The 6,412-nt window shown below is 36.8% G+C and carries 4 protein-coding genes and 2 pseudogenes; 5 read left to right on the top strand and 1 reads right to left on the bottom strand.

The window, feature by feature from the left end; genetic code table 11:
* From F6K23_RS22700 to F6K23_RS22680, 5 genes and pseudogenes are all read left to right on the top strand, one after another.
* Positions 1 to 294: pseudogene (locus tag F6K23_RS22700) on the top strand (Uma2 family endonuclease); the annotation flags it as partial.
* A 132-nt stretch (positions 295 to 426) separates the two neighbouring features.
* Positions 427 to 1,191: pseudogene (locus F6K23_RS22695) on the top strand (Uma2 family endonuclease).
* 132 nt (positions 1,192 to 1,323) lie between these two features.
* Positions 1,324 to 2,025: a Uma2 family endonuclease gene (locus F6K23_RS22690; protein ID WP_293160053.1), complete on the top strand. Its 702-nt coding sequence runs from the start codon at positions 1,324 to 1,326 to the stop codon at positions 2,023 to 2,025.
* Between the two features lie 74 nt (positions 2,026 to 2,099).
* On the top strand, positions 2,100 to 2,843 hold the full coding sequence (locus tag F6K23_RS22685; RefSeq protein WP_293160051.1) for a Uma2 family endonuclease: 744 nt from the start codon (positions 2,100 to 2,102) through the stop codon (positions 2,841 to 2,843).
* A 219-nt stretch (positions 2,844 to 3,062) separates the two neighbouring features.
* Positions 3,063 to 5,831, top strand: a complete 2,769-nt coding sequence (locus F6K23_RS22680; RefSeq protein ID WP_293160050.1) for a TIGR02921 family PEP-CTERM protein — start codon at positions 3,063 to 3,065, stop codon at positions 5,829 to 5,831.
* Positions 5,832 to 6,014: 183 nt separating this feature from the next.
* Here the strand turns inward: F6K23_RS22680 and F6K23_RS22675 are convergent.
* Positions 6,015 to 6,412, bottom strand: a 398-nt coding sequence (locus F6K23_RS22675) for a VCBS repeat-containing protein (protein WP_293160048.1), incomplete at its 5' end; no start/stop codon positions are given.

Raw genomic sequence — 6,412 nt, 5'->3', positions numbered from 1 at the left:
TTTGTTTCTCCTAAATTAGGAATTAGGTTTGAGTTAACAACAGAAACACTAATATTGTACCGTCCTGATGGGCAACCGTTTACAGATTATATTGAAGTTCAGCAACAATTGAAGGCAACAAAAAATCGTGTTTTAGAAGCAGAAAGTTTCGCTTTAGATGCAGAAACTCGTGCCACTGTTGCTGAAGAAGAACTTCAAAAGGAACCCCAAGAGAAGGAAATTGTTCAAGAACGTGCCAAACGCTTAGAACAATTATTACGAGAAGCGGGGATAGATCCTGAAACCAATGGATAGGTTGAATTTTTAGATGAAGTGGAATGGTGCGTTACATTACCACTAATGCACCCTGAATAATGTGAGGAAATAAAACATGACAATGATCTTTTCTTGATACTAAAAATACTAAGACATCTGAGGAAATAAAATATGACAATACAACTTCCCTTATCCCAAATTAACTCAGAAATAGTTGATCCAGATAGTGATGGACAACCAATGGCAGATAATACAATTCAATTTCGTTGGATTACAATTATTCATTACAATTTAGCTTGGTTATTTGCAGATAATACTGACATTTTTGTGGCAGGAGATTTACTTTGGTATCCGGTAGAAGGGAATAAGAAATTACGACAAGCGCCAGATGTAATGGTGGTTTTTGGAGTGCCAAAAGGAGACCGAGGTTCTTATCAACAATGGAAAGAAAATAATATTGCTCCACAAGTAGTATTTGAAATTATTTATCCGGGAAATACACCCAAATAAATGGAGCGTAAATTATTATTTTATAACCGCTATGAAGTGGAAGAATATTATCTTTATGACCCGCAAAAAAATAGTTTAACGGGATGGTTACGTTCACAACTTTTCCTGGAAAGAATTGATAAAATAAATGGCTTTGTTTCTCCTAAATTAGGAATTAGGTTTGAGTTAACAACAGAAACACTAATATTGTACCGTCCTGATGGGCAACCGTTTACAGATTATATTGAAGTTCAGCAACAATTGAAGGCAACAAAAAATCGTGTTTTAGAAGCAGAAAGTTTCGCTTTAGATGCAGAAACTCGTGCCACTGTTGCTGAAGAAGAACTTCAAAAGGAACCCCAAGAGAAGGAAATTGTTCAAGAACGTGCCAAACGCTTAGAACAATTATTACGAGAAGCGGGGATAGATCCTGAAACCAATGGATAGGTTGAATTTTTAGATGAAGTGGAATGGTGCGTTACATTACCACTAATGCACCCTGAATAATGTGAGGAAATAAAACATGACAATGATCTTTTCTTGATACTAAAAATACTAAGACATCTGAGGAAATAAAATATGACAATACAACTTCCCTTATCCCAAATTAACTCAGAAATAGTTGATCCAGATAGTGATGGACAACCCATGGCAGATAATACAATTCAATTTCGTTGGATTACAATTATTCATTACAATTTAGCTTGGTTATTTGCAGATAATACTGACATTTTTGTGGCAGGAGATTTACTTTGGTATCCGGTAGAAAATAATCGTAAATTACGACAAGCGCCAGATGTAATGGTGGTTTTTGGAGTGCCGAAAGGAGACCGGGGTTATTATCAACAATGGAAAGAAAATAATATTGCTCCACAAGTAGTATTTGAGATTCTTTTTCCAGGAAATACACCTAAAGAAATGGAGCGTAAGTTATTATTTTATGACCGCTATGGAGTAGAAGAATATTATTTATATGACCCGCCAAAAAATAGTTTAACGGGATGGTTACGTTCACAACTTTTCCTAGAAAGAATTGATGAAATAAATGGCTTTGTTTCGCCTTGGTTGGGTATTAGATTTGAGTTAACAACAGAAACACTAATTTTGTACTGTCCTGATGAACAACCATTTACAGATTATATTGAAGTTCAGCAACAACTAGAGATGGTAGAAGAAGAACTTCAAAAGGAGCGTCAAGAGAAGGAAATTGCTCAAGAACGTGCCAAACGGTTAGAACAATTATTACGAGAAGCGGGAATAGATCCAGAAAGTAATGGATAGGTTGAATTTTAGATGAAGTGGAATGGTGCGTTACATTTCATTAATGCACCCTACATAATGTGAGGAAATAAAATATGAAAATACAACTTCCCTTGTCCCAAACTAACTCAGAAATAGTTTATCCAGATAGTGATGGACAACCCATGGCAGATAATACAATTCAATTTCGTTGGATTACAATTATTCATTACAATTTAGCTTGGTTATTTGCAGATAATAATGAAGTTTTTGTGGCAGGAGATTTACTCTGGTATCCGGTAGAAAAAAATAATAAATTACGACAAGCGCCAGATGTAATGGTGTTTTTTTGCGTGCCGAAAGGAGACAGGGGTTCTTATCAACAATGGAAAGAAAATAATATTGCTCCACAAGTAGTATTTGAGATTCTTTCTCCGGGAAATACACCTAAAGAAATGAACCGCAAATTATTATTTTATGACCGCTATGGAGTAGAAGAATATTATTTATATGACCCGCCAAAAAATAGTTTAACGGGATGGTTACGTTCAGAACTTTTCCTAGAAATAATTGATGAAATGAATGGTTTTGTTTCGCCTTGGTTGGGTATTAGGTTTGAGTTAACAACAGAAACACTAATGTTGTACTATCCTGATAACCAAACATTTACAGATTATATTGAAGTGCAGCAACAACTTGAGGCAACAGAAAATCGTGCTTTAGAAGCAGAAAGTCGTGCCATTGTTGTAGAAGAACAACTTCAACAGGAACGTCAAGAGAAGGAAATTGCTCAAGAACGTGCTAAACGGTTAGAACAATTATTGCGAGAAGCGGGGATAGATCCCGAAAGCAATGGATAGTTCAACAATTAATAATTAATAATTAATAATTAATAATTAATAATCATTAATTACCTCTTCCTTTCAAGAATAGGATTGACTCAAAGGAAAATTTTTATTTATTAGACCCTTAAAATGAGAGGCTTTAAACCACAATTTAGGTTAATTTTTTAGAGAAAATTGGCGTTCGCGGAGCGTTGCGTCAGCAGTATCGCTAAATAATTTTTAGGAGTAAACTTGATGAAAATTAAAAAAATTCTGAATCTGACTTTTTACAGTATCTTTTGGGCTTGGAATGTAACATTTTTGGGATATGTCTATTTCGGAATTTTACCAGCTATTGGATGGTCTTTAATTGAAGATACTTTCTCTGGTTTAATTCCCAGTCAATTTTTAATGACTTTCATTGGAATAGTAGCAATTCCAACTATTTTTACTATTATTGGTGGATGGCGTTTTCGGAAACAACCTCTGCAATTAATTCGTTTATTTTATGGCGTAGAAGCTCCTCTATTTTTACTCTGTCTTTTACGTTTATTCGTACTGCGAGAACTTACTCAAGCTAGCACTTTAATTTTAGCCACAATATTCATTAGCATTATCGCTTTTGCTCTGGAAATGTTACATGGTTATGCTAATCGAAATAAGTTAATGTCATGGCTACAAATGTTTGCCCACACCCTAATGTTATTAACAGGTTTATATGTGGGAGTCTTACTACTATTTTATGCCGTGCCAGTATCCGTAATATTAGTACGAGGATTTTTCTTATTTTATTGGCTTCCAGAAATTATTTCTGAGTTAACTTACTCTCCTAGCGATGTATTTCTATACCTCTTCTTGTTATTTATATTGGCTTTCACAACAACTTTATTTGTATTTATGCCCTCAGCATTAGCCAGTTTATACGTTCATTCTGGACAAAGAATACTCAGAAAATTTGCTAATCAACATGGTCATCAACGTACATTTCAAGGAGTTATTGCAGTAATAACTGCCTGGATGATTTTGTTTGTTTCATTTCAACAACAACCCCAAGTTGTAGCTTTTCAAATGTTAGATTTACCAGTCAGAGATGAAAGCGATCGCCAAGAACTTTTGGCTAATTCTAATTTAATTAAAGATGGATTAGTAAATGCCTATTTATCCTCATATCGTTATCTCGGTACCGCTGCCCAAAGTAACCAAATTAGAATTATGTATAGAAGCACACTTGGCTTACCAGAATCGATCAATCAATCATTACAAAATTACTTCAATCATCTAATTTCACCATTCTTATATCAAGGCTCTTCTAAAGATAAAGAAAAAGCAGAAAAACTATATAGTCAATTTTTCGATACTCCCATCCAAAAAGGAGAACAAAAAACAATTCTTCAGGCCATCCAATCAACAGCAAATCGAGATGAAGTTAAGGCTGGATTATTAAATATTGGAGAACAAAAAGTCTGGCTAAAAGAACAAGAAATTACAGTAACAGAACATGGAGACTGGGCAGATATAGAACTATATGAAATTTATGAAAATCAAACCTTTGAACCCCAAGAAATACTCTATTATTTTACCCTTCCAGAAAGTGCCGTTATTACAGGTATTTGGTTAGGTGATACCGACAACTTAGAAAAACGTTTTCCTTTCAAAGTTTCGCCCCGTGGTGCAGCTCAAAAAGTTTATACTTCCCAAGTACGACGAGAGCGACCCGTTGACCCCGCACTTCTAGAAAAAGTTGGACCCAGACAATATCGTTTACGAGCATTTCCCGTACCAGCAAAATTGTCCGCAACCCAACGAGAAGAAAACCCCGAACAACCCACTCAAATGCACCTGTGGTTAACCTATCAAGTTATGGCACAAAACAATAGTTGGGCATTACCCCAGTTGACAGAGAAACGCAACATATATTGGAATAAAGATACTCAACGAATGTACAACGCTGAGTTTGTCAGAGATTATCAAGAAACATGGTTGCCTCCAAGTGTACCAGCGATCGCCAAACAAACTCCCCAACAACATCAGGTAAATTTCCCTAACAACTATCGCATTTCTGCTCAACCCCTAGAAACACCAGAGGAATTTTTAGTAGAAAGCGGACGTTTTGCAGTGGTACTTGATACTTCCTATAGTATGAAGACTCAAACCAAAGAACTCAAAAAGACAATTAACTCCTTGCTGGAAAATGGTTTTGGAGACCTGAGTTTTGGCAATGGTGATGCTGACTTATATCTGACTAATGTTACACTGCCACCCGAACGCATTGACGATATCAGTCAGTTTGATGTAGAGAAAGTCACATTTTTCGGTACACTGCAATACAAAGAAATGCTGCAACAGTATCTCCAGTTACGAGGTGACACTCGCTACAAAGGAGTAATATTAGTCAGCGATGAAGGTAGTTATGAATTATCTAGAAACAATAAAGAGATGCCAAATTTATCTGCACCTTTGTGGATGTTGCATTTGGGTGCCATGCCACCTGCTTATGATGATGCCACATTAAAATTGATTCAACAAAGTGGGGGTGGTGTCGCGACCAAACTTGCCCAAGTCTTCCAACAAGTAACCGCAAAATCAAATTTCGGAGAATCTGTTGTCAGCGTTGCCGATGGTTATGCTTGGTTTCTGGAGAAAAAATCTCGTGGGGAAACAACAGAAGATAATTTTGCACCTCTGGCAGCACAACAGTTAGCAGCTCAACAGTTAGTTTTGGGGTTGAGTAAACAAATGAACTTAGAAACCCTTGATGAATTGGATACTATTCACGCGATCGCCAAAACCTATAAAATAGTCACTCCTTATTCTTCCATGATCGTCTTAGTTAACGACGAACAACGGGAAGCACTCAGACGCGCAGAAGCAGCAGCAGACCGTTTTAACCGCAAAGTTGAAGATGGTAAGGAACAGTTAACCGATCCCAATAACCCGTTGCAGAATGTAAGTGTACCCGAACCTGGTATGGTATTAGGAATGATGGCAATGGGATTTTTCTTGTTTATTTTGAAAAAAAAGTAGCAAAATTGTCGGGTGCGTTAGACGGCTGAAATTATGACTATTAAATGGATTTAGCAATTCGTCGTAACGCACAAACATTATGGAAGAGGCAGTGCTTTGCATTGCATTTTCATGTCGCGCAGCAAAACACACTCTACCATCGCTTGAATTATAAAACTTTCTAGTTTTTGTGCTATCAATAAGCTAAACCAAACTAAAATCATCTCCTATTACTGACCACCTACTATCAAACCACCCTGGATTTTGACTTCTGTTGAGAGTACCATCAGAGTTCATAAACCAGATACGGTTTCCTCCCATTTCCTGATTACGCCAGAGGATATCTGGAGTGCCATCACTGTTGAAGTCTACCACTTCTTCCATTTGGAAGTTGCTATTGAACCACCCTGGGTTCTGAATGCTGCTGCGAGTACCATCAGAGTTCATAAACCAGATGCGGTTATTTCCCGTTTTATGATCGCGCCAGAGGATATCTGGGGTGCCATCACTGTTGAAGTCTACCACTTCTTCCATTTGGAAGTTGCTATTGAACCACCCTGGGTTCTGAATGCTGCTGCGAGTACCATCAGAGTTCATAAACC

Source organism: Okeania sp. SIO2C9 (assembly GCF_010672455.1).
Taxonomy (GTDB): domain Bacteria; phylum Cyanobacteriota; class Cyanobacteriia; order Cyanobacteriales; family Microcoleaceae; genus Okeania.
Note: the sequence above shows the minus strand (reverse complement) of the source record. Positions and strands in the feature narration are given on the sequence as shown.